The organism is Kosakonia sp. CCTCC M2018092 (genome assembly GCF_003864115.1).
GTDB lineage: Bacteria > Pseudomonadota > Gammaproteobacteria > Enterobacterales > Enterobacteriaceae > Kosakonia > Kosakonia cowanii.
Window position 1 is genome coordinate 3343648 of the sequence record NZ_CP034225.1, and the last position, 22098, is coordinate 3365745.

A 22098-nucleotide genomic window follows, 5' to 3' on the forward strand; every position below is an offset into this window, starting at 1 on the left:
GGAAGCGTGCGATATCTGGCAACACTGTTCGTAACCCTGGCGGTGCTCGTCACCGCCGGATGCGGCTGGCATCTGCGGAGCACAACCCAGGTGCCGCCGGAAATGAAAACCATGATCTTTAACTCCGGCGATCCCAATGGACCGCTGAGCCGCGCTATCCGTAGCCAGCTGCGCCTCAACGGCGTCACGCTGCTGGATGAGAGCACAACGCGACAGGATGTACCGTCGCTGCGTCTGGGTTCAGTGTTTATGGGGAATGACACCGCCTCCGTCTTCCAGAATGGCCAGACGGCGGAGTACCAGATGGTGCTGACCGTTAACGCATCGGTACTGATCCCGGGTCACGATATCTACCCGATCAGCACCAAAGTGTACCGGTCGTTCTTCGATAACCCGCAAAAGGCGCTGGCAAAAGCGGCCGAGCAGGAGATTATCGTCCAGGAGATGTATAGCAAAGCCGCAGAGCAGCTGATTCGCCAGCTGCCGAGCGTGCGCACGGCGGACGAAAAAAACACGCAAAATGAGATCTCTTCATCTTCACGCGTGAAGTCCGCCCCGGCAACGCCAGGTAGCTGATGCTCAGGCTTTATCCGGAACAACTCCGCGCGCAGCTCAATGAAGGGCTGCGCGCGGCCTATCTGCTGCTCGGTAACGATCCGTTACTGCTGCAAGAGAGCCAGGATGCGGTGCGGCAGTTTGCCGCTACGCAAGGCTTCACTGAACACCACACCTTCTCGCTCGATGCCAGCACCGACTGGGATGCCATCTTCTCCATTTGCCAGGCGCTGAGCCTTTTTGCCAGCCGACAAACCCTGCTGTTACAGCTGCCGGACAACGGCCCGAACGCCGCGATGAACGAACAGCTGGCAAAGCTGGTTGGCCTGCTGCATGAAGATCTGATCCTGATTGTGCGTGGCAATAAGCTTACCAAAGCGCAGGAGAACGCCGCCTGGCTTACCCAGCTTAATACGCACGTAGTGCAGGTCAGTTGCCAGACGCCCGAACAGGCGAACCTGCCGCGCTGGGTTGCCGCACGGGCAAAACAGAACAAGCTGGAGCTGGACGACGCCGCCAATCAACTCCTCTGCTACTGCTACGAAGGCAATTTGCTGGCGCTGGCGCAGGCGCTCGAGCGGCTGGCGCTGCTGTGGCCAGATGGCAAACTCACCCTGCCCCGCGTCGAGCAGGCGGTTAATGATGCCGCGCACTTCACGCCGTTTCACTGGGTCGATGCCCTGCTGGCCGGTAAGAGCAAGCGCGCGTTACATATTCTGACCCAGCTGCGGCTGGAGGCGTGCGAGCCGGTGATCCTGCTACGTACCGTTCAGCGCGAGCTGCTGCTGCTGGTCACGCTGAAACGCCAGATGACGCAGATGCCGCTGCGCGCGCTGTTTGATAAACATCGGGTTTGGCAAAACCGTCGCGGCGCGACCACTGAGGCGCTGAACCGGCTGAGTGCCGATCAGCTTCGCCAGGCGGTGCATCTGCTGAGCCGCATTGAGCTGATCGTCAAGCAGGATTACGGTCAGTCGGTGTGGGCGGAGCTGGAGGGGCTTTCTCTGCTACTCTGTCACAAAGCCCTCGCAGACATCTTTATTGATGGTTGATATGAAACAGTTACACGCGCTGTTTGGCGGCACCTTCGATCCTGTCCATTACGGTCACCTGAAACCGGTGGAAGCGCTGGCAAATCTTATTGGCCTGTCGAAAGTGACGATCATGCCCAATAATGTGCCGCCCCATCGCCCGCAGCCGGAGGCGAACAGCCAGCAGCGCAAAATTATGGTCGAGCTGGCAATCGCTGATAAACCGCTCTTCGCCCTTGATGAGCGCGAGCTGATGCGCGATGAGCCCTCCTACAGCGCGGATACGCTACAGGCGTGGCGACAGGAGCACGGCGAGCAGGTACCGCTGGCCTTTATTATTGGCCAGGACTCGCTGCTCACCTTCCCGAGCTGGCATCGCTACGACACCATTCTTAATAACTGCCACCTGATTGTCTGCCGCCGCCCGGGTTATGCCCTGACGATGAGCGAAGAGGCGCATCAGCGCTGGCTGGACGCGCATCTGACCACCCGCGTGGAGGATCTGCACACTCTGCCCGCCGGCAAAATCTATCTTGCCGAAACGCCGTGGTTTGATATCTCTGCCACGCAGATTCGCCAGCGGCTGGCTCATAATGAGCCGTGCGACGATCTGCTGCCTGCCGCCGTGCTCGATTACATCCATCAGCAGGGCCTCTACCGCTAACCGCGCGATCAACAGGAGAAGTGCATGCGACTCTGGTTAATACGCCACGGCGAAACCGAAGCGAATGTGGCCGGGCTCTACAGCGGACATGCCCCGACGCCCTTAACACCAAAAGGCGTCGCGCAGGCACAAACTCTTCACGACCTGCTCCACGCCGTGCCCTTCGATTATGTGCTTTGTAGCGAACTGGATCGCGCCCGGCAAACCGCAGAGCGCGTGCTGGCATCACGCGATATCGACATTCACGCCACGCCGCTGCTTAATGAGATGTTTTTTGGTGACTGGGAGATGCGCCATCACCGCGATTTAACGCACGAAGATCCCGAGCGCTACGCCGCCTGGTGTACCGACTGGCAGCATGCGGTTCCGACCAATGGCGAAGATTTTCAGGATTTCTCGGCGAGGATCGAGCGCGTGGTGACGCTATTGCAGGATCTGAAGCAGACGCAAAAAAATGTGCTCATCGCCAGCCACCAGGGGGTTATCAGCCTGCTGATTGCTCGTTTGCTGAGTATGCCCGCCGCGTCGCTGTGGCATTTCCATATTGACCAGGGCTGCTGGAGCCGGGTGGATATGCGCGACGATTTTGCCACGCTGCGGGTGCTAAACAGCCGCGCGGTCTGGCATCCTGACGAGAAGTAGCCGCTTTTTTATCCATCTCTTAAGCTGTAGTGATTCGGTGATTGACAGGACCCCGCAGGCTGCTATTCTCCGCGCGCAGAAATTGTTTTACAAAATTGGCGATGCAATCGCGCGGCCAGGATGGGATGATAGCCCACTTTTCATGTCGCGAAGCCTGGACTTTTGTCCCGACATCCGCCGTCTTTCAGGTATAATGTCAGGCTGTTTATGACCAGTACATTTTTTACTCACCCAGGGGGAACACTTGCAGGGTAAAGCACTCCAGGATTTTGTTATCGACAAAATTGACGACCTGAAAGGTCAGGACATCGTCGCCATTGACGTTCAGGGCAAATCGAGCATCACCGATTGCATGATCGTCTGTACCGGCACTTCAAGCCGTCATGTTGCCTCTATTGCGGATCACGTGGTTCAGGAGTCCCGCGCCGCGGGCATGCTGCCGCTGGGCGTAGAGGGTGAAAGCGCCGCCGATTGGGTGGTGGTTGATCTGGGCGACGTGATGGTCCATGTCATGCAGGAAGAGAGCCGTCGTCTGTACGAGCTGGAAAAACTCTGGGGTTGATGCGTGAAGCTGCAACTCGTCGCCGTCGGCACAAAAATGCCGGACTGGGTACAGACAGGTTTTACCGAGTATCTGCGCCGTTTTCCGAAAGATATGCCGTTTGAGCTGGTGGAAATTCCCGCCGGCAAGCGCGGCAAGAATGCGGATATCAAGCGGATCCTCGATAAAGAGGGTGAACTGATGCTGGCCGCCGCCGGCAAAAACCGCATCGTCACCCTTGATATCCCCGGTAAACCCTGGGATACGCCGCAGCTGGCACATGAGCTGGAGCGCTGGAAGCAGGACGGACGCGACGTCAGCCTGCTGATCGGCGGCCCGGAAGGGTTGTCTCCCGCCTGCAAAGCGGCAGCTGAACAAAGTTGGTCGCTCTCTGCGTTGACACTTCCTCACCCGCTGGTGCGTGTGCTGGTTGCCGAAAGCCTGTATCGCGCATGGAGTATCACGACCAACCATCCTTATCACCGTGAGTAACGAGTCTTAGGCGGATTTAGCAGCGGATGAAATTACAGAACTCTTTTCGCGACTATACGGCTGAGTCCGCGCTGTTTGTGCGCCGGGCAGTCGTCGCTTTTACGGGGATATTGCTGCTTTCCGGCGTGCTGATCGCCAACCTTTATAACCTGCAAATCGTCCGCTTTGCGGACTATCAAACCCGCTCCAACGAAAACCGCATCAAACTGGTGCCCATCGCCCCCAGTCGCGGCATTATTTACGATCGCAACGGCACGCCGCTGGCCCTTAACCGCACCATCTACCAGGTGGAGATGATGCCGGAGAAGGTCGATAACGTGCAGCAAACCCTCGACGCGCTGCGCGATGTGGTCGATCTGAACGATGATGATATCGCTAACTTCAAAAAGGAGCGTGCGCGCTCGCACCGCTTTACCTCGATTCCGGTGAAAACCAACCTCACCGAAGTGCAGGTAGCGCGCTTCGCCGTCAACCAGTACCGTTTTCCCGGCGTGGAAGTAAAAGGCTATAAGCGCCGCTACTACCCCTACGGCTCCGCGTTGACACACGTAATCGGCTATGTGTCGAAAATCAACGATAAAGACGTCGAGCGGCTGGATAAAGATGGCAAACTCGCCAACTATGCCGCAACTCACGATATCGGCAAACTCGGCATTGAGCGCTACTACGAAGATGTGCTGCACGGCCAGACCGGTTATGAAGAAGTGGAAGTGAACAACCGGGGCCGCGTGATCCGCCAGCTGAAAGAGGTGCCGCCGCAGGCGGGACACGATATCTATCTGACGCTCGATCTCAAGCTCCAGCAGTATATTGAAACCCTGCTCGCCGGTAGCCGTGCGGCGGTCGTGGTGACCGATCCGCGCACCGGCAGTATTCTGGCGCTGGTCTCAACGCCAAGCTACGATCCGAACCTGTTTGTTGACGGTATCTCCAGCAAGGATTACTCCGGCCTGCTCAATGATCCGAACACGCCGCTGATTAACCGCGCTACGCAGGGCGTCTACCCGCCAGCGTCAACGGTTAAGCCTTATGTTGCAGTCTCCGCGCTCAGCGCCGGAGTGATCACCCGCAATACCAGCCTGTTCGATCCCGGCTGGTGGCAGCTTCCGGGTTCCGAAAAACGGTATCGCGACTGGAAAAAATGGGGGCACGGGCATCTGAATGTCACCAAATCCCTGGAAGAGTCCGCCGATACCTTCTTCTACCAGGTCGCTTACGACATGGGCATCGACCGCCTTTCCGAGTGGATGAGCAAGTTTGGTTACGGTCACTATACCGGCATCGACCTTTCGGAAGAGCGCTCCGGCAACATGCCAACCCGCGAATGGAAACTGAAGCGCTTTAAGAAACCCTGGTATCAGGGCGACACCATCCCGGTCGGCATTGGCCAGGGGTACTGGACCGCTACGCCGATCCAGATGAACAAAGCGATGATGACGCTGATTAACGACGGCATCGTGAAAGTGCCGCACCTGTTAATGAGCACCGTTGAGAACGGCAAAAAAGTGCCGTGGAAGCAGCCCACGCAGCCGCCGGTGGGTGATATTCACTCCGGCTACTGGGAGATTGCCAAAGATGGCATGTATGGCGTGGCGAACCGCCCTAACGGTACCGGTCACAAATACTTTGCCAATGCGCCTTACAAGGCGGCGGCGAAATCGGGTACCGCGCAGGTCTTTGGCCTGAAGGCGAACGAAACCTATAACGCCCACCGTATTGCCGAGCGTCTGCGCGACCATAAATTGATGACCGCTTTCGCCCCGTACGACAACCCGCAGGTCGCCGTCGCCATGATTCTGGAAAACGGCGGCGCAGGTCCGGCCGTGGGTACCATCATGCGGCAGATCCTCGACCACATTATGCTTGGCGACAACAACACCGAATTGCCGGCGGAAAACCCCTCAACGGCCGCGGCAGAGGACCAATAATCATGACGGATAATCCGAACAAAAAATCGTTCTGGGATAAGATCCATCTCGACCCAGCGCTGCTGCTGATCATCCTCGCGCTGCTGTTTTACAGCGCGATCGTTATCTGGAGCGCCAGCGGCCAGGATATCGGCATGACCGAACGTAAAATCGGCCAGATCACCATGGGGCTGGTAGTCATGGTCGTGCTGGCGCAGGTGCCGCCACGCGTCTATGAAGGCTGGGCGCCTTATCTTTATGTCTTCTGCGTGATCCTGCTGATTGCCGTTGACGCCTTTGGCGCTATCTCCAAAGGCGCGCAGCGCTGGCTCGATCTCGGCGTGGTGCGTTTTCAGCCCTCGGAGATTGCCAAAATCGCCGTACCGCTGATGGTGGCGCGCTTTATCAACCGCGATGTCTGCCCGCCGTCGTTGAAAAATACCGGCATCGCGCTGGTGCTGATTTTCGTCCCTACCCTGCTGGTGGCGGCGCAGCCGGATCTCGGCACCTCGATTCTGGTGGTGCTCTCCGGGCTGTTTGTGCTGTTCCTCTCCGGCCTGAGCTGGCGGCTAATCGGCATTGCCGCGCTGCTTGTCGCCGCCTTTATTCCGATAATGTGGTTCTTCCTGATGCATGATTATCAGCGCCAGCGCGTGATGATGCTGCTCGATCCGGAAACCGATCCGCTCGGCGCGGGCTACCATATTATTCAGTCGAAAATCGCTATTGGTTCCGGCGGTCTCAGCGGCAAAGGCTGGCTGCACGGCACCCAGTCGCAGCTGGAGTTTCTGCCGGAGCGCCATACGGACTTTATCTTCGCCGTACTGGCGGAGGAACTTGGCCTGGTGGGGATTTTGATCCTGCTGGCGCTCTACCTGCTGCTGATTATGCGCGGGCTGTGGATCGCCGCGCGGGCGCAAACTACCTTTGGCCGGGTGATGGCTGGCGGCTTGATGCTGATTCTGTTCGTATATGTGTTCGTAAATATTGGTATGGTAAGCGGTATCTTGCCGGTGGTGGGCGTTCCGCTGCCGCTGATCAGTTACGGGGGTTCCGCCCTCATCGTACTCATGGCCGGGTTTGGTATCGTGATGTCGATCCATACCCACAGAAAAATGTTGTCCAAGAACGTTTAAGAGGTGCGCAATGCATAAGCTTTGGCCTGGGATCTGTATAGCAGCAGGGTTACTGGCGGCCTGTACGAGTAATGATAATCAGCAACAGACGATGGTTGCGCCACAGCCTGCGGTCTGTAACGGCCCGGTGGTGGAGATCAGCGGCGCGGAGCCGCGCTATGAAACACCAAACGCCACGGCGAATCAGGATTATGAGCGCGACGGTAAACGCTACACCATCGTGCAGGATCCCTCCCGCTTCAGCCAGGCGGGCTTTGCCGCCATTTATGACGCCGAGCCGGGCAGCAACCTGACTGCCTCCGGCGAAGCGTTCGATCCGATGCAGCTCACCGCCGCGCATCCGACGCTGCCGATCCCGAGCTACGCGCGCATTACCAACCTGGCGAACGGCCGCATGATTGTGGTGCGCATCAATGACCGTGGCCCGTACGGCAATGACCGCGTTATCTCGCTGTCGCGTGCCTCTGCCGATCGTCTGAACACTTCGAATAACACCAAAGTGCGCATCGACCCAATTATCGTTGCGCAGGATGGCTCGCTCTCCGGCCCGGGGATGGCCTGTACCAAAGTGGCGCAGCAGACCTATGCCCTGCCCGCGCGCCCGGATCTGAGCGGGGGCAGCATGAGTGCCGCGCCGCAGCCAAATGCCGCCCAGCCGATGCAGCCGATTGCCTCGCAGCCGAGCGACGCGCAGCCAGTGGAAACGCAGGCTAACGTGCAGCCGATCAGTAACGATACGCTGAAAAGCGATGATCCGACCGGTGCCCCGGTGCGCAGCGGCGGCTTCCTCGGCGCGCAAACGCCGCTCGCCTCTGGCGTGCTGGAGAGCAGCGAGGCCGCGCAGCCCGCAATGAACACCAGCACCCAGCCTGCTGCCGCTACGCCGGTAAACCAGACAGAGCCGGTTACGCAGACGGCTGCGCCTGCCACGCGTAACTCTCCGGTGACGGCGCCTGGTTCGGTGCAGGGCACCGTTCACAGCGCGGCACCTGCCGCCAGTGCGCCTGCCGCAGCAGCAGCCAGCGGAAGCTATGTGGTGCAGGTTGGCGCGGTAAGCGATCAGACCCGCGCGCAGCAGTATCAGCAGCGTCTGGCGCAGCAGTTCTCCGTGCCGGGCCGCGTGACGCAGAATGGCGCGGTGTGGCGAATCCAGTTAGGGCCGTTCAGCAATAAGTCTGAGGCCAGCGCGCTGCAGCAGCGTCTGCAGAGCGAAGCGCAGTTACAATCTTTTGTAACGCGCGCTCAGTAGTCGGGAAAGGTGTCTGATTTTGTCAATTTGTGTAAGTATGATTCACACTCTCACGCGCAAAGTCAGATGCCTGCCGGTATAGCTTTTGCTATAGTAAGGCACTTTTTTTAACTCCATCACGGATGTCGTTGTTCGACCATGAAGACCACTTTTTCCGCTCGTTTCGTGCAGCGCCTGGCGCTCACCACGGCGCTGACCGCAGCTGCCCTCTCCGCTGCGCATGCCGATGACCTGAACATTAAAACCATGATCCCAGGCGTTCCGCAGATCGATGCGGAGTCCTACATCCTGATCGATTACAACTCCGGCAAAGTGCTGGCGGAACAGAACGCCGATGCGCGTCGCGATCCGGCAAGCCTGACCAAAATGATGACCAGCTACGTTATCGGCCAGGCGATGAAAGCGGGCAAGTTCAAAGAGAGCGATGTGGTGACCATCGGTAATGACGCGTGGGCCACCGGCAACCCGGTGTTCCGCGGCTCCTCGCTGATGTTCCTGAAACCTGGCATGCAGGTGCCGGTTTCCCAGCTTATCCGTGGTATTAACCTGCAATCGGGCAATGACGCCTGCGTGGCGATGGCCGACTACGTCGCTGGCAGCCAGGATGCGTTTGTTGGCCTGATGAACAGCTACGTCAACGCGCTGGGCCTGAAAAACAGCCACTTCCAGACCGTGCACGGCCTGGATGCTGAAGGTCAGTACAGCTCCGCCCGTGATATGGCGCTGATTGGCCAGGCGCTGATCCGCGATGTGCCGAACGAATACTCCATCTACAAAGAGAAAGAGTTCACCTTCAACGGCATCCGCCAGACCAACCGTAACGGCCTGCTGTGGGATAACAGCCTGAACGTTGACGGCATTAAAACCGGTCACACCGATCGCGCCGGGTACAACCTGGTGGCCTCGGCAACCGAGGGCCAGATGCGTTTGATCTCCGCCGTGATGGGTGGTCGTACCTTTAAAGGGCGTGAAACCGAGAGTAAGAAACTGCTCACCTGGGGCTTCCGCTTCTTCGAAACCGTCAGCCCGCTGAAAGCGGGGAAAGAGTTCGCCTCTGAGCCAGCCTGGTTCGGTGACAGCGATCGCGCCTCGCTGGGCGTGGATAAAGATGTCTACCTGACCATTCCGCGCGGTCGTATGAAAGACCTGAAAGCGAGCTATGTGCTGAACAGCAGCGAGCTGCACGCGCCGCTGCAGAAAAACCAGGTGGTCGGCAGCATCAACTTCCAGCTGGATGGCAAAACCATCGAACAGCGTCCGCTGGTGGTGCTGCAGGAGATCCCGGAAGGTAACTTCTTCGGCAAAATCATTGATTACATTAAATTGATGTTCCACCACTGGTTTGGCTAAAGATTGCGCACTTGAAAGTGTGATCTTTGCCTCCATATACTGAATATCTCAAAAAACTCCTGCCCCTGTGGCAGGAGTTGTTATTTTTTACGCCGGAGCTGACATGAAAACCAATCTTAAAGAACTGCTTGAATTCCCGACACCTTTTACTTACAAAGTGATGGGTCTGGCGAAGCCTGAGCTGGTTGATCTGGTGGTTGAAGTGGTACAGCGCCATGCGCCAGGTGATTACTCTCCGCAGGTAAAACCGAGCAGCAAAGGCAACTACCACTCGGTCTCAATTACCATCAACGCGACGCATATTGAACAAGTTGAAACGCTGTACGAAGAGCTTGGCAATATCGAAATTGTTCGTATGGTGCTGTAAAAGTTAGTGACGTTACCCGGAGCGATTCGGGTAACGTTTTCGCTGTGATATACTCCCCGCACTCTTTTCTCCGCCGGAGATGCCGTTTTGTCTCAGGACACCATTCTTATCCGCAATCTTGGTTTACAGCCCTACGCGCCTGTTTCTCAGGAGATGCACGACTTCACCGATCGTCGCGATGATGATACGCCCGACGAGATCTGGCTGGTGGAACACCCGCCCGTTTTTACCCAGGGCCAGGCCGGTAAAGCCGAACACGTGCTCGCCGCGGGTGACATTCCGGTTATTCAGAGCGATCGCGGCGGCCAGGTGACCTACCACGGGCCGGGTCAGCAGGTTATGTACGTACTGATTAACCTCAAGCGCCGGAAAATTGGCGTGCGCGAACTGGTTACGCTGCTGGAAAATACGGTAATCAATACCCTGGCACAGCTCGATATTGTGGCGAATGCACGGCCGGATGCGCCGGGGGTCTATGTCGATGGTAAGAAGATCTGCTCGCTCGGTTTACGCATCCGCAAAGGCTGCTCATTCCATGGCCTGGCGCTGAATATTGATATGGACCTCGCGCCGTTTATGCGCATCAACCCGTGCGGTTATGCCGGAATGGAAATGACCCAGGTCAGCAAACTTGTTGAAAACGCCAGTGTGGATAAAATAAGGACAATTCTTATCCAGCACTTTTTAGCGTTACTAAACAATCCGCCTCATCAATATATGAGCGCTTAATGTATGATGTATCACGGCCCGCAATTCGTGCGGGTCGTTATATATTTGCCCTGTTAACGCTTTACAATAGAAGCCATATTCTCTATTTTCAACCTGCCTGCCCTCTCTGGCTAATATGCGTTACCATGCTTCGCCAGACTTCTTACATATGCTTCAGGCCAATTGTTTTCCGACTGCATTGCCCGGCATCGTGATGAAAAAATCTACGTAATGATGAGACGAGACAGGACGTTAACTCAGTTTGCTGATGAACAAAAAAAACAAATTCAACTATCATTCATATTGCGAATGAAAACGGAGCACAAGCGTGGATAATAAGAGCCTGCCGGAAAAGCGAATCACAGTGCGTCCCCAGGATGATAAGCCGCAAGTCTTCCGAACCCTGCGCAATATTGATCTCAATTTATTGACCATTTTTGAGGCGGTATATGTCCATAAAGGGATCGTTAACGCCGCAAAAGTGCTGAACCTGACGCCATCCGCTATTAGCCAGTCAATCCAAAAACTGCGTTCAATATTTCCCGATCCACTTTTCATTCGCAAAGGTCAGGGCGTCACACCGACCGCTTATGCCGCCCATCTGCATGAATATATCAGCCAGGGGCTGGAATCCATTCTCGGCGCGCTCGATTTAACCGGCAGCTACGATAAGCAGCGCACGATAACGGTGGGCACCACGCCCTCTATTGGCGCGCTGGTGATCCCGGTGGTCTTTCAGGCGATTAAAGAGAGCGCTCCGCATCTGATGATGCGTAACATCCCGATAAACGATGCTGAGAGCCAGCTCAGCCAGTTCCAGACCGATCTGATTATCGATACCCATATCGCCAGTTCGCGCACCATCAATCACCATGTGCTCTTCTCCGACCGTCTGATGCTGGTGTGCCGCAAAGATCACCCTTGCCTGAACGAACCGATTAATGAGCTGGCATTGCAGAAATATGAGCACACGCTGTTGATGCTTGAGGGGCAAAACCTGAGCGCGCTGCGCCAGCGGATGCAGGATCTCTTCCCCGAACGCCAGGTCTCGTTTAGCAGTTACAATATGTTCACAATCGCTGCACTGATTGGTAACAGCGATCTGCTTGGGTTGATGCCCTACCGTTTGTATGAACTCTTCAAAAACTGCTGGCCGCTGGTCGAGATCCCCTTCCCGCCGGTCAACAACGAGCGCCTGGATATTTCGCTTTACTACAACAAGTTAAGCCTGCGCGACCCGGTGCTGGAGAGCGTGGTAGATGTGATCAGACGGGCGTTTTAACGCCCGCTGGTACCAGCAAAAGTGATAAATGGCCTACGGGCCTTTAGCACAAAACAACAACTATTTCACAATTTGGCAGTCCGTCAGGCTGCTTTATCCCCGCCAGAGATGGTATACTGCGCCTACGTTAATTCAAAAATAGTTGATAAATACAACTTCTCCTTGAATTGAAATGCCTTCTTCGTCACCCGCAACTGGAACACGCACGCTATGAGTAAACCCATTGTGATGGAACGCGGTGTTAAGTATCGCGACGCCGATAAAATGGCGCTTATCCCGGTAAAAAACGTGGCAACAGAGCGTGAAGCCCTGTTAAGAAAACCGGAATGGATGAAAATCAAACTCCCGGCCGACTCCTCCCGTATCCAGGGTATCAAAGCTGCCATGCGCAAAAACGGGCTGCACTCTGTTTGCGAAGAGGCTTCCTGCCCGAACCTCGCTGAGTGTTTCAACCACGGTACCGCCACGTTTATGATCCTTGGCGCCATCTGTACGCGTCGCTGCCCGTTCTGCGATGTGGCGCATGGCCGTCCTGTTGCGCCGGATGCCAACGAACCGCTGAAGCTCGCGCAGACCATCGCCGATATGGCGCTGCGTTATGTGGTGATCACCTCCGTTGACCGTGACGATCTGCGTGACGGCGGCGCTCAGCACTTTGCTGACTGCATTACCGCGATTCGTGAGAAGAGCCCGACGATCAAAATCGAAACCCTGGTGCCGGATTTCCGCGGCCGTATGGATCGCGCGCTCGATATTCTCACCGCTACGCCGCCGGACGTTTTCAACCACAACCTGGAAAACGTACCGCGTATCTACCGCCAGGTGCGCCCAGGCGCGGATTACAACTGGTCGCTGAAACTGCTGGAGCGTTTTAAAGAGGCGCACCCGGAGATCCCGACGAAATCGGGCCTGATGGTTGGTTTAGGCGAAACCAATGCGGAAATCATTGAAGTGATGCGCGATCTGCGTCGCCATGGCGTGACCATGCTGACGCTGGGCCAGTATCTGCAACCGAGCCGTCACCACCTGCCGGTGCAGCGCTACGTCAGCCCGGATGAGTTTGAAGAGATGAAAGAGGAAGCGCTGGCGATGGGCTTTACCCATGCCGCTTGCGGTCCGTTTGTCCGCTCGTCATACCATGCGGATCTGCAGGCCAAAGGGATGGAAGTGAAGTAACACTTACTTACACTCAAAACAGAAAAACCGGCTGATAGCCGGTTTTTTTTCGCCTGTCGTGGCGCGATTACTCTTTGTGAGAGAGCTTCTCTGCTGTGACAACGTCTGCGTCTTTCTTCGCGGCGTCATCATCATTCATGGCTTTTTTGAAGCCCTTGATCGCTGCACCAAGATCGCCACCCAGTGTACGCAGTTTCTTGGTCCCAAACAGCAGAACCACTAACGCGGCCACGACCAGCAGTTTAGTAATACTAATCTCACCCATAGATACCTTCTTTCATAAAACAGGCTGTAAAAAGCACCGTTGAAAACCTGACACCATTAACGGTCATGCAGTGCGCGCACACAATAGCAATCTGTAACGAGATGAATCAAGCACTGATTAAAAAAACATCACAACAATTGAGGATGCGCAAAACGGCGATTGCGTAAAACGGGAAGTTTTTCCCGCGTTTGCGCCACGCGCTCAGCCGTCACCTCGGCAAAAATTAACTGTGCTTCCTCGGCTGCTGCCGCAAGCGTAACACCTTGCGGATCGACAATCCGGCTTTGACCAATATTCTTGTTGCCGCACTCGCCGGCCGCCACCAGATAACAGGTGGTGTCCAGCGCCCGAGCGGCAAGCAGCGTCGCCCAGTGCATCTCTTTTAGCGGCCCGCGCACCCACGCAGCGGGCAGCACCAGCAGTTCAGCACCCTGCAACGCCAGCGATAACGCCAGCTCCGGGAAACGCAGATCGTAACAGGTCATCAAACCCACCTGCATCCCCTCCACCTCAATCAGTGGCGGCAACGAGTTTCCGGCATCAACCCGCGCAGATTCCTGCATGCTGAACGCATCATAAAGATGCAGCTTGGCATACTGCGCGATGATCTCCCCGCCGCGCAATACCACCAGCGTATTAACCGCCCTGCCCGCCGTGGACGGAACGTGGATGGTCAGTACAGTGGTCATGGTATTACGTCGGCTCTCTTCGCAAAGCAGACTCAGAAACCCCTCATCAAGCCGCTGTGCGGATTTCACCGACATATGCGGGTCATTATCATCCCGCGCCAGTAATGCCTCTGGCAGCACCAGCAGCGAGGCCTGCTGACGCGCGGCCTGCGCCATTAAGGATACACACGTACGAGCGTTAGTTTGCCACACGGGTGTGACAGCAAATTGTCCGGCAGCAACAATCATCACGTTTCTCCTTACAGTATTGCCATAGCCAGTTTCCGGCCACGACGGTAAACTCGGCACATTCACTTATCAGATAGCAGGATAGCTCAGTGTTACAACTCCTTTTAGCGGTATTTATTGGCGGCGGCACGGGTAGCGTGGCGCGCTGGATGTTAAGTATGAAACTTAACCCGGTTCATCAGATCATTCCGCTTGGTACGCTGACGGCGAACTTAATTGGCGCATTTATTATTGGCGCCGGGCTGGCGTGGTTTAACCGTATGACGCATATCGATCCGGTGTGGAAAGTGCTGATAACCACCGGGTTTTGCGGCGGGTTAACGACCTTCTCCACCTTTTCGGCGGAAGTGGTGTTTTTACTGCAGGAGGGGCGTGCAGGCTGGGCGCTGCTGAATGTCGCCGTTAACCTGTTGGGATCGTTTGCCATGACCGCACTGGCGTTCTGGCTCCTCTCAACCGCTAACGCAAACTGAAGGCAATAAAAAACCCGCCTTTCGGCGGGTTTTGGAATTCTTGCTGTACGCGCTGATTAAACAGGCATTACGTTAGCAGCAGATGGGCCTTTGGCACCGTTAGTGATTTCAAACTCAACGCGCTGACCTTCGGCCAGGGTTTTGAAACCATTGCTCTGGATTGCAGAGAAGTGTACGAACACATCTTTGCTGCCATCTTCCGGAGTAATGAAACCGAATCCTTTGGATTCATTAAACCACTTAACGTTACCTTTAATCTTAGACATCAAAATTACCTTTACATGAAAAAACGACACAAATGCTGTGTCGGGTATCAGTACAACAATTGTCGCGAGTTTTGTCCAGTCGTTATTCGCGAAAAAGTGATAAATGTCGCGAACTTTTTTTCCAGCGCCGCATTATTCCGCGTTTTTTGCGTTGTTTACTCTTTGTTCACTATAACCACCGACGCGGCGATCAAAACTGGAACCGCATCCACGCGAAGTAAACGTTACCGTTGTTGTAAGTGCCAGGAATGTAGGTCATCTGGAAGGTCGCCGGTCCATAGCCAATGGAGGCCAGCGGCAGCAGCACCGGAATCGGGATGTACTTCCAGTTATCGCGCGCGGTGACACCCGCGGTATAACCAAGACCCAGATGGAAATTTTCATCCGCCAGTGGGCGCCAGGTCTTTTCCCAGCCGTAGCCGCCAATCGGCTCCCACTTGTTAAAGGAGTCTTTAAACGCCATCAGGTAGAGCCCGTGCCAGTTCCCCTTCTCATCCCAGCGATCCTGGCCAAAGCCTGCGCCCCACGGACGCTCGTTATAGCGATCGGTTTTGTCCTTGTCATAGGCAAAACGTGCATGCCAGGTGATGGCGGGCACATAGAGATCGTAGTTATCCGGCTGCTGCCACGTTTGCTTAACGTTGTCAGCGAAAACGGTGTACCAGGGTTTGTCTGCTGCGTGAAGTGTTGGAATCAGTAAAATCTGTAAACACAAAAAGACAGCGAAATATTTAAATTTTTTATAAACAGCCACAACAAATTTTCCATATAACAAATCAACTTCTATTTTCCGACACCTTACCTTAATAGTTCCTTAACGAAATTAGTGTTGTTCTTAAACCTGCCAGGAAGAGTCCCATTTTATGTCTAGTTACAAAACTTAATAAAGTATCAAGCGCCCCGTTGCCGGGGCGCATATTAAGGTCAGCGCTTTCGATGTAGCAGATAATAGAGCGCCGGAATCACCAGCATTGAGAGCAGCGGTGCGGTAACCATCCCGCCGATCATCGGTGCCGCGATACGGCTCATCACCTCAGCACCGCTGCCACCGCCCCACATGATCGGTAGCAGCCCGGCCATAATAGTCGCCACCGTCATCACTTTTGGGCGCACACGTAATACCGCCCCCTCATGTATTGCGAGAAGTAGTCGTTTATTAGGCTCATCGGATTCAGAGATGCGATATTTCTCAAGCGCATGATTGAGATAGAGCACCATAATAACCCCGAACTCCGCCGCCACACCGGCCAGCGCAATAAATCCTACGGCGCCAGCCACCGATAAGTTATATCCCAGCAGCCAGAGCAACCACACGCCGCCTATTAATGCAAAAGGCAATGTCCCCATTATTAATAAGACATCACTCACTCGTTTGAAGGTAATAAACAGCAGGAGAAAGATAATCATCAGCGTCACCGGCAGGACAATTTTCAACTTCGCCGTCGCGCGTTCGAGATACTCAAACTGCCCGGACCAGCTGAGCGTAACGCCCTGCGGCAGCGCCACCTGCTGCGCCACCCGCTGCTGCATCTCTTCTACCGCTGATTTCAAATCACGGCCGCGCAGATCGACGTAGATCCAGTTCGACAAGCGCGCATTTTCACTCTTCAGCATCGGCGGCCCCTCGGTAATCACCACTTCTGCCAGATCGCCGAGCGCAATCTGGCTGCCGCTGGCGGTGATCACCGGTAGTGCGCGCAGATCGTCGACGTTCGCCCGAAGATCCCGCGGGTAACGCACATTGATAGGAAACCGCTCGCGCCCCTGCAACACTTCGCCAATCTTTTCGCCGCCCACTAAGGTTGCAACCAGCGACTGCAACTCCTGCACCGAGACGCCATAGCGCGCGGCCTGCTGGCGGTTAATATTGATATCGACATAGCGCCCGCCCGCCAGCCGCTCCGCCAGCGCGGAAGTGACGCCCGGCACGGTTTTCACCACCTGCTCAATCTGCTGCGCCACGCGCTCAATATCGGCAATATTATTGCCGTTCACCTTAATCCCTACCGGGCTTTTAATGCCGGTCGCCAGCATGTCGAGGCGGTTGCGGATCGGCGGCACCCAGACATTGGCGATGCCCGGCACGCTGACGGTTTTATCCAGCTCATCGATCAGTTTTTCCGGCGTCATGCCGTGCCGCCACTGCGCGCGCGGCTTAAAGCGGATGGTGGTCTCCAGCATGGTCAACGGCGCAGGATCGGTCGCACTCTCCGCCCTGCCCGCCTTACCAAATACGCTCTCCACCTCCGGCACACTTTTAATCAAACGGTCCGTTTGTTGCAGCAAGCGCCCCGCTTCCCGGGCGGAAATGCCCGGCAGCGTCGAGGGCATATAGAGCAGATCGCCCTCATCCAGCGGCGGCATAAATTCACTGCCGAGGCGGCTGAGCGGCCAGGCGGTCGCCAGCAACAGCAGCAGGGCGATGGCGAGCGTCGCTTTCGGCCACGCCAGCACCCTATCGAGCAGCGGTTCATACAGGCGAATCAGCACGCGGTTAATCGGATTGGCCTTCTCATCAGGGATCTTGCCGCGAATAAACAGCGCCATCAGTACCGGCACCAGTGTGATGCCCAGCCCGGCGGCGACCGCCATCGCCCAGCTTTTAGTAAACGCCAGCGGCGAGAACATCCGCCCCTCCTGCGCCTCCAGCGAAAAGACCGGAATAAACGACAGTGTGATGATAAGCAGGCTGCAAAAGAGCGCCGGGCCGACCTCCACCGCCGCCTGCTCGGAGAAGCGCCAGTAATCACCCCGCTCCGGCAGGCGGCCAGGGTTATCGTGCCGCCACTGCTCCATCACTTTGTGCATATTCTCAATCATCACAATCGCCGCATCGACCATTGCACCGATGGCAATCGCGATGCCGCCAAGCGACATAATATTGGCGTTGATCCCCTGGTAGTGCATGACGATAAACGCGCCGAGAATGCCCAGCGGCAGTGAGACAATCGCCACCAGCGCCGAGCGAAAGTGGAACAGGAACAGCGTGCAGACCAGCGCAACAACGATAAACTCTTCAATCAGCTTATGGGTCAGCGTGCCGACGGCGCTCTCAATCAGCGTTGAGCGGTCGTAAACCGGCACAATCTCCACGCCAGCGGGCAGCGTTTTTTGTATCTCAGCAAGCTTCACTTTGACCGCATGAATGGTCTCCAGCGCATTCTTGCCATAGCGCATCACAATCACGCCGCCCGCCACTTCACCCTCGCCGTTATACTCCGCCACACCCCGGCGCAGCTCCGGCCCGAGGCGCACGGTCGCGATATCGGAAAGCATCACCGGCACACCGTCGCGGCTGGCGATCACCGTCTGGCGAAAATCCTCCGGCTGGCGCAAGTAGCCGCTGGTGCGCAGCATGAACTCTGCTTCGCCCATCTCCAGCAGCGCGCCGCCACTCTCCTGATTCGCCGCCTGCACCGCGCTTACCAGTTGCTGATGGGTGATATTGAGCGCGCGCATCTTTTGCGGGTCCGGCACAATCTGGTACTGGCGCACCATGCCACCGACGCTGGCAACCTCGGCGACATTGGGCACAGTTTTCAGCTCAAATTTAAGCGTCCAGTCCTGCAAGGCGCGCAGATCGGCGAGGTTATGCTTGCCGCTGCGATCCACCAGCGCATACTCATAGATCCAGCCAACGCCGGTGGCATCCGGCCCCAGACCCACCTCCACCCCGGCGGGGAGCGATGCCTGAATCTGGCTCAGGCTCTCCAGCACCCGCGAGCGCGCCCAGTAGAGATCGGTGTCATCGTCAAACAGCACATACACATAGGCGTCGCCAAACATCGAGTATCCACGCACGGTTTTCGCCCCCGGCACCGAGAGCATGGCGGTGGTCAGCGGATAGGTCACCTGATCCTCAATCAGCTGCGGCGCTTTGCCCGCATAGCTGGCGCGAATAATCACCTGCACATCTGAGAGATCGGGCAGCGCATCAAGCGGCGCGCGCTGTAACGACCAGATGCCCCAGCCGGTGAGAACAATCGCCGCCAGCAGAACCAGCAGGCGGTTGCGTAATGAGGCGCGAATTACGGCAGCAATCATTTCATCGCCTCCGGCATCAGATGGGTAATAACCGCGCCCGCTTCATCATCCAGCGTGAAGCTGAACATCACCTTATCGCCCACTTTCACCTGCGGATCGGGATCTATAAGCGCAAAATCCATCGTCATCGCCCCCCAGTTCAGTTCGGGGATCGGTTGATGGCTGAGGGTGATGGTCCCGCTATCAAGCGCCTGCACCACGCCAGTGCTTCGGTATTCCGGCTTTTTTTTGACGACGGGCGATGGCTCTGGCAAAGCACTGCGCAGGCTCGCTTCGGAGTCGATCAGGAACTGACCGGAAGTGACCACCTCATCGCCCTCCTGCAATCCGGAGAGGATCTCCCGCCAGCCCTGCGCCCGCCGTCCGGCCGTAACATTCACCGCGCGGAAATGCCCCTCACCGGTTGCCAGCAGCACGCGGCTGGCACGCCCGCTTTCGATTAATGCCTCTTCCGGGATTGCCAGCACCGCGGGCTGCTGTGCTCCTTCGGACTGGGTGACGGTAAGAAACATGCCGGGTTTCAGCTTCTGCTGCGGGTTCTTCAGCACGATGCGCGCTTGCAGCGTGCGCGTGCCGCTGGCGAGCTGCGGCAACAATTCACTGACGCGACCGTGGAAGCGCTCGCCCGGCCAGCTTTCGCTGGTCGCTGCCACCTCGCTGCCAACCGTCAGCGCCTGCGCCTGGCTTTGCGGATAATCGACCACCAGCCAGACCGGATCGAGGCTCGCCAGCTCAAACAGCGTTTGCGTGGCGGCGACCTGCGCCCCTTCCCGGGTGTCAAGTTTAGTGACATAGCCGTCGCGCGCGGCGCGAACGATCAGCCGGGTCTGCGCTTTGGCACTGCGCTCCACCGCGCGAATCACCTCTTGCGGCATAAACTGCAATGCCAGCCGTTCACGGGCGGCGCGCGTCAGTTCGCTGTCGCCAAGTTGCCGCACGGCCAGATACTCCTGCTGCGCGCTGGTCCACTGCGGGATCCAGAGCTGCGCCAGCGCCTCGCCCTTTTTCACCCACTGCTGCGGCGCGCGGACAAAGAGTTTCTCCACCACGCCCGCCGCCGGTGACGGCACGATCTGCATCGCACGCTCATCGGTAGTCACGGTGGCAAACGCAGAAAACGCACTGCCGAGCGGCCGTCTCTCCACTTTCGCGGTGGTCATGCCAAGGTTTTGCTGCTGTTGGGCGCTGACGCGCACGCCGCCGTCAGCGGGCGCATCATCGGCATATTTCGCCACCAGCGGCATATCCATAAAAGGCGATTTGCCCGGTTTATCGAAGCGCTGATCCGGCACCATCGGGTCGTACCAGTAGAGCACTTTACGCGCCTGTGGCGGCTGGCTGCTTTCAACGGGCACGCTCTGATGGCGACCCGCCAGGTAACCGGTACTGGCAGCCAGGCAGGCGGCAACCGCTACGGCTAACAGAGTTCGTTTCATCACATCACCTCCTGCGGGATAAGCCAGCGGATCGCCGCCCACTGCTGCGCCATCGTTTTTTCGGCCTGATTGAGCGCCAGTTCACCGTCGAGCACGCTGCGGCGCGCCTCAAGCAGCGCCGTGAGATCGGACTGCCCGGCGCGATACTGGGCCGCTAACAGCGCGGCACGACTGCGCAAAAGCGGCAGCACGTCATCCCGCTGGCGCTGCCAGAGGGTTTGCGCGGCGTTGTACTGGGCAATCAGAGTGTGAAGTTCGGCAAGATGCTCACGTTCGGCGAGTGCCAGTTGGTCATTGGCCTGCATGGTGCGGGAGACGTCAGCTGCGTGATCTTTATCCTGGCGGCGGGACTGAAACAGCGGCAGGTCGACGGTAAACATCACCCCGGCCATATCTTCATACCCCTCGGCACGCCGCCCATACCACACCTCCACCTCGACATCGGGGAGTGCGGCAATCGCCGACTCCGCCGAACGGGCTTTGGCGCTGTTGGCAACGCTTGCAGCAGTAAGGATGTCGGGATGCTGGCGAATGGCCTCCTCCAGCGTTTTCTCATCGGCGGGCAGACGCTGATAGCGGGGAAGCTCGCCGCTGATAGCGGTGATCGGCTGCCCGGTCAGTTGCATCAGCCGGGTTTGCGCCAGCTGAACATCCCGCTCGGCCAGGGTGACTTTATCGCGCATCGCGCTCAGGCCGATTTGAAAGGCGAGCATGCTGTCCGGCAGAGCGTTCCCCGCACCGACGCTGGCGCGTTGCGCGCCCTGCTGACGCGTGGTTTCTGCCACTAATTGCCGGGCGGTGTGCAGCGCCCGCTGCGAGAGCGCCAGCTCAAGCCACGCCTGGGCGGTATCGCGCTGGAGCGCCGCGCGCACGACGTGGGATTTGGCCTCGACGCTGCGCGCTTCGGCCAGCAAGGTGTCGGCCTTACGATCGCGTTTTTCCGCGCTGACATACTGCTGCATTACGCCAATGCGCTGCATGGTCATGCCTTCGCGGGTCAAACGGCGGTCGTTATTGCCCTGTACCGGCACATTCTCAATGCCGAATTTGAGTTTGGGATCGGGCAACTGGCGGGCGGAATCGGCCATCGCATCCAGCGCGTGAGCTTCGTTACGGTTGGCAGAAAGCTCAGCAGAGTAGCGCTCTGCGGCGGCGAGGGTTTGCGTCAGCGTTAGCGACTCCGCCTGCGCGGCGGAGCAGATAAGCGCAAGGCAAACCCCGCCGAGCCGCAGGCTCAGCGAGTATCGTTTCATGGTTACTCCCGCTTACGGTAACGGCGTTAAGGCAATAAGGGTGTAACCCCGATCGCTCTGGCTGAAGCTGAAACTGATCTTGTCACCCACCTTCACCTGCGCCAGCGGATGCTCCGGCGCAACCATAAACTGCATGGTCATCGGCGGCCAGTTCAGCGCAGGGATAGCCTGATGGGCGATAGAGATCGCCTGCGGGGTGATTTTTTTGATAGTGCCCTGGCTTTGATAAACCTGAGCGGGCATCGCGTGATGGTGCGCCATGTCGTGCGTTTGCGCGTAAGCGCTGAGATGCGGGAACAGCAGGATGCCTGAGAGCAGGCAGAGTAAATAGCTACGCATAGAAA

General features: G+C 57.2%; 23 protein-coding genes. 15 read left to right on the plus strand and 8 right to left on the minus strand.

Annotation, left to right across the window (positions count from 1 at the left end; translation table 11 throughout):
- Window positions 1–6 precede the first annotated feature (6 nt).
- The 14 genes from lptE to lipA all read left to right on the plus strand — a co-directional run bounded on the left by lptE (window position 7) and on the right by lipA (window position 13100).
- Entirely contained in the window at window positions 7–576 is a 570-nt protein-coding gene (gene lptE / locus EH164_RS15970) for an LPS assembly lipoprotein LptE (protein WP_124969155.1), read from the plus strand.
- On the plus strand, window positions 576–1607 hold the full coding sequence (gene holA, locus EH164_RS15975; RefSeq protein ID WP_124969157.1) for a DNA polymerase III subunit delta: 1032 nt from the start codon (window positions 576–578) through the stop codon (window positions 1605–1607). Before lptE ends, holA begins: the two co-directional genes overlap by 1 nt.
- Window positions 1600–2250 (plus strand): nicotinate-nucleotide adenylyltransferase, encoded by a 651-nt coding sequence (gene nadD / locus EH164_RS15980; RefSeq protein ID WP_164483620.1) that lies wholly within the window; start codon window positions 1600–1602, stop codon window positions 2248–2250. The genes holA and nadD overlap by 8 nt, the downstream gene beginning before the upstream one ends.
- A 24-nt stretch (window positions 2251–2274) precedes the next feature.
- Entirely contained in the window at window positions 2275–2892 is a 618-nt protein-coding gene (locus EH164_RS15985) for an adenosylcobalamin/alpha-ribazole phosphatase (RefSeq protein ID WP_124969161.1), read from the plus strand.
- Between the two features lie 244 nt (window positions 2893–3136).
- Complete coding sequence (gene rsfS, locus EH164_RS15990) at window positions 3137–3454, plus strand: ribosome silencing factor (RefSeq protein ID WP_023479923.1); 318 nt, start codon at window positions 3137–3139, stop codon at window positions 3452–3454.
- 3 nt (window positions 3455–3457) lie between these two features.
- Window positions 3458–3925 (plus strand): 23S rRNA (pseudouridine(1915)-N(3))-methyltransferase RlmH, encoded by a 468-nt coding sequence (gene rlmH, locus EH164_RS15995; RefSeq protein ID WP_003858701.1) that lies wholly within the window; start codon window positions 3458–3460, stop codon window positions 3923–3925.
- A 26-nt stretch (window positions 3926–3951) separates the two neighbouring features.
- On the plus strand, window positions 3952–5853 hold the full coding sequence (mrdA, locus tag EH164_RS16000) for a peptidoglycan DD-transpeptidase MrdA (protein ID WP_023479930.1): 1902 nt from the start codon (window positions 3952–3954) through the stop codon (window positions 5851–5853).
- Between the two features lie 2 nt (window positions 5854–5855).
- Complete coding sequence (mrdB, locus tag EH164_RS16005; RefSeq protein ID WP_124969163.1) at window positions 5856–6968, plus strand: peptidoglycan glycosyltransferase MrdB; 1113 nt, start codon at window positions 5856–5858, stop codon at window positions 6966–6968.
- 10 nt (window positions 6969–6978) lie between these two features.
- The gene (gene rlpA / locus EH164_RS16010; protein WP_124969165.1) at window positions 6979–8217 is read left to right on the plus strand and encodes an endolytic peptidoglycan transglycosylase RlpA; all 1239 of its coding nucleotides are present in this window, start codon (window positions 6979–6981) and stop codon (window positions 8215–8217) included.
- Between the two features lie 138 nt (window positions 8218–8355).
- On the plus strand, window positions 8356–9567 hold the full coding sequence (dacA, locus tag EH164_RS16020; protein WP_023479926.1) for a D-alanyl-D-alanine carboxypeptidase DacA: 1212 nt from the start codon (window positions 8356–8358) through the stop codon (window positions 9565–9567).
- A 103-nt stretch (window positions 9568–9670) separates the two neighbouring features.
- Complete coding sequence (gene ybeD, locus EH164_RS16025; RefSeq protein ID WP_017455881.1) at window positions 9671–9934, plus strand: DUF493 family protein YbeD; 264 nt, start codon at window positions 9671–9673, stop codon at window positions 9932–9934.
- Between the two features lie 87 nt (window positions 9935–10021).
- Window positions 10022–10663 carry a lipoyl(octanoyl) transferase LipB gene (lipB, locus tag EH164_RS16030; RefSeq protein ID WP_124969167.1) on the plus strand — a complete coding sequence of 214 codons (642 nt, stop codon included), beginning with the start codon at window positions 10022–10024 and terminating at the stop codon, window positions 10661–10663.
- Window positions 10664–10970: 307 nt separating this feature from the next.
- Entirely contained in the window at window positions 10971–11924 is a 954-nt protein-coding gene (locus EH164_RS16035; RefSeq protein WP_124969169.1) for a YbeF family transcriptional regulator, read from the plus strand.
- A 210-nt stretch (window positions 11925–12134) separates the two neighbouring features.
- A complete protein-coding gene (gene lipA / locus EH164_RS16040; RefSeq protein WP_034813118.1) occupies window positions 12135–13100 on the plus strand; it encodes a lipoyl synthase in 966 nt (321 codons plus the stop codon).
- A gap of 67 nt (window positions 13101–13167) precedes the next feature.
- Here the strand turns inward: lipA and tatE are convergent, their stop codons facing one another.
- Together tatE and EH164_RS16050 are read right to left on the minus strand one after the other, a co-directional pair.
- Window positions 13168–13365, minus strand: a complete 198-nt coding sequence (gene tatE / locus EH164_RS16045; RefSeq protein ID WP_023479962.1) for a twin-arginine translocase subunit TatE — start codon at window positions 13363–13365, stop codon at window positions 13168–13170.
- A 128-nt stretch (window positions 13366–13493) separates the two neighbouring features.
- Complete coding sequence (locus tag EH164_RS16050) at window positions 13494–14282, minus strand: deaminated glutathione amidase (RefSeq protein ID WP_124971498.1); 789 nt, start codon at window positions 14280–14282, stop codon at window positions 13494–13496.
- Between the two features lie 89 nt (window positions 14283–14371).
- On the opposite strand from EH164_RS16050, the gene crcB reads away from it, so the two are divergent.
- A complete protein-coding gene (gene crcB / locus EH164_RS16055) occupies window positions 14372–14755 on the plus strand; it encodes a fluoride efflux transporter CrcB (protein WP_054804124.1) in 384 nt (127 codons plus the stop codon).
- A gap of 56 nt (window positions 14756–14811) precedes the next feature.
- Here crcB and cspE read toward each other — a convergent pair whose 3' ends face one another.
- The 6 genes from cspE to EH164_RS16085 all read right to left on the minus strand — a co-directional run bounded on the left by cspE (window position 14812) and on the right by EH164_RS16085 (window position 22093).
- Window positions 14812–15021 carry a transcription antiterminator/RNA stability regulator CspE gene (gene cspE / locus EH164_RS16060; RefSeq protein WP_007373839.1) on the minus strand — a complete coding sequence of 70 codons (210 nt, stop codon included), beginning with the start codon at window positions 15019–15021 and terminating at the stop codon, window positions 14812–14814.
- 190 nt (window positions 15022–15211) lie between these two features.
- Window positions 15212–15775, minus strand: a complete 564-nt coding sequence (gene pagP, locus EH164_RS16065; protein WP_076769543.1) for a lipid IV(A) palmitoyltransferase PagP — start codon at window positions 15773–15775, stop codon at window positions 15212–15214.
- Window positions 15776–15945: 170 nt separating this feature from the next.
- Entirely contained in the window at window positions 15946–19065 is a 3120-nt protein-coding gene (locus EH164_RS16070) for an efflux RND transporter permease subunit (RefSeq protein WP_124969171.1), read from the minus strand.
- The gene (locus EH164_RS16075) at window positions 19062–20501 is read right to left on the minus strand and encodes an efflux RND transporter periplasmic adaptor subunit (protein WP_124971501.1); all 1440 of its coding nucleotides are present in this window, start codon (window positions 20499–20501) and stop codon (window positions 19062–19064) included. The genes EH164_RS16070 and EH164_RS16075 overlap by 4 nt, the downstream gene beginning before the upstream one ends.
- Window positions 20501–21754, minus strand: a complete 1254-nt coding sequence (locus EH164_RS16080) for a TolC family protein (RefSeq protein WP_124969173.1) — start codon at window positions 21752–21754, stop codon at window positions 20501–20503. The genes EH164_RS16075 and EH164_RS16080 overlap by 1 nt, the downstream gene beginning before the upstream one ends.
- Window positions 21755–21766: 12 nt before the next feature.
- Window positions 21767–22093: a copper-binding protein gene (locus tag EH164_RS16085; protein WP_241174969.1), complete on the minus strand. Its 327-nt coding sequence runs from the start codon at window positions 22091–22093 to the stop codon at window positions 21767–21769.
- Window positions 22094–22098: the final 5 nt, after the last annotated feature.